Origin of the sequence: Nostoc sp. (assembly GCF_035638895.1) — a bacterium.
Classification (GTDB): Bacteria; Cyanobacteriota; Cyanobacteriia; order Cyanobacteriales; family Nostocaceae; genus Nostoc.
Genome location: NZ_DASQZC010000315.1, coordinates 1 through 2,066 on the forward strand (window position 1 = coordinate 1; position 2,066 = coordinate 2,066).

The 2,066-nt window shown below is 44.9% G+C and carries 1 protein-coding gene; it reads right to left on the reverse strand.

All coding sequences use genetic code 11. The features are described 5' to 3' along the window. Nucleotides 1-460: 460 nt before the first annotated feature. A complete protein-coding gene (locus VE944_RS15440) occupies nucleotides 461-2,047 on the reverse strand; it encodes a B12-binding domain-containing radical SAM protein (protein WP_324978452.1) in 1,587 nt (528 codons plus the stop codon). Between the last annotated feature and the right edge of the window lie 19 nt (nucleotides 2,048-2,066).

Sequence of the window (2,066 nt, forward strand, 5' to 3'; positions counted from 1 at the left end):
AGGAGTCAATTCACGCGGTGGTTTTATATCCTCGTCGCTATCAGCCCAATACAGACCACTGTGGGGATATTCCCGACCAATACAATCCAGCACTAATTGAGCATATTGTGCTGCGATCGTTTCATTAATCTCCAAATTATCGGGTGGCATAGCAGCCCAGGGCAAACGCATCTAAAGTATAAAAATCCTTTAATAGCAAGGGTTTCGGCGTTTTTTAATTGAGCCTATTTTTTCGTCAAGATCCTTATCCAGCAGGGGTTTTAGAAATCCCATGCGTTTGCCCTGCATAGCAGCCCCTTTGGGGAAGTCAAAAGTCAATAATTTTGAACCCCATAAATAAATTTAGGGGCTTTCTCGGCGCGGATAGCTCGGTAAAAGCGTAGCGTTTTTAATGCAGACGAACGCATTAACATTGCATCGGGCTGCATTGGCATTGCGGGGTATTGGCAAATTTAATTCGCTACGAATTAACCATCACTTGTACTTCAGGTATTACTTTAGCTTCTCCTTCCAGAAATTCAGCCACTTGAGCCTCAATTTCATCGCGGACAATTTGGCGATACTCCAAGAAATGCTCAATTTGGGCACAAACAGCTAAGTAGCTACTCACCCCACCCGGATTATGCTGATACATGTTCCACAAGTTGCGCCAGAATTGCCAGCGCGTCTGACGACGTACACCTTGCCGCCAACAAATAATTAGAAACGCTCGGAGTACTTTCCAGTCCAATGGTTTTTTGGCGGCTTTGCCCTTTTTCGGATAGGTTGCTTCGCCCAAAAGCCGGAAGTGTTTGTATGTACGCTCCAAAAATCGCTCTGGCTCATACAAATCACAAAACGCCTGCACATATTCACGAGCGATATCTTCTAACGGTCGAGTTGGAACAAAGTTCATCAACGTAGTTTGGTTGATGTTGGCTGATTTATTGCGGAGTCGTCCTTCCTTTTCTAATCTATGCCAAAGGGCTGTATCTGGAAGCGCTTGCAACATACTAAATAAGGCTGTGGGAATTGCTGTTTGCTCGACAAACTTGACAATTCGTGCGCCGGCTCCTACTTTCTCGCCATCAAACCCAATGATAAAGCCTGCCATAACTCGCAACCCTGAGCGGGTAATCCTATTCACCGCATCACTGAGGGAGTCTCTGGTATTCTGGTATTTCTGAGTAAAAGTGAGACTTTCTTCGTCGGGGGTTTCAATTCCTAGAAAAACGGCTCCAAAATTACACGCTACCATCAAATCCATCAGTTCTTGATCTTGGGCTAAATCAACTGAAGCTTCTGTAGCAAAGGAAAATGGATAGTTATGTTCTACCATCCAGGGCAGAAGGGACTTCAAAAATAATTTGACATTCCGCTTATTACCGATGAAGTTGTCATCGACCATAAAAATACTGCGCCGCCAACCCAATTTGTAGAGATAATTAAGCTCTGCTAATAGCTGTTCTGGGTTTTTGGTGCGGGGTTTGCGACCATATAGCACAATAATGTCGCAGAATTCACACTGAAAGGGACATCCACGCGAAAATTGCACCGACATCTCCGCGTAGGCTTCAAACTCTAGCAAGTCAAAGCGAGGAGTTGGAGTATTGGTGACATCTGGTTTTTCACCGCCAGAGCGAAAAATACCTGTGCGATCGCCCCGTGCGATCGCTGCTACAAATAAGGGTAGGGTAATTTCCCCTTCGTCCAATATTAAGTAATCTGCTCCGGCGGATGTCATTTCATCTGGTAGCGCTGTCGGGAAGGGGCCACCCACAGCTACCCGTTTACCTCTGCGTTTTGCTTCTAATATCTGAGAAAGCAAATCCTCTTTTTGCACAATCATTGCCGACATAATCACCAAATCTGCCCAAGCCCATTCTGCTTCGGTGCAGACGCGAACATTTCGATCAACCAGCTTGAATTCCCATTCTTGAGGTAAAATCGCGGCTACAGTTACCAAGCCTAAAGGCGGTAGCATTGCTTTGCGGTCTAATAAAGCCAGTGTTTTTTCAAAAGACCAAAAACTTTTTGGAAAACGGGGGTATAGAAGTAATACATTCATATTTGACCCTTATAAACCT

What these genes read in the sequence shown, in the direction of transcription:
- VE944_RS15440 (WP_324978452.1), bottom strand. Translation starts at nt 2,047, where the DNA reads ATGAATGTATTACTTCTATACCCCCGTTTTCCAAAAAGTTTTTGGTCT.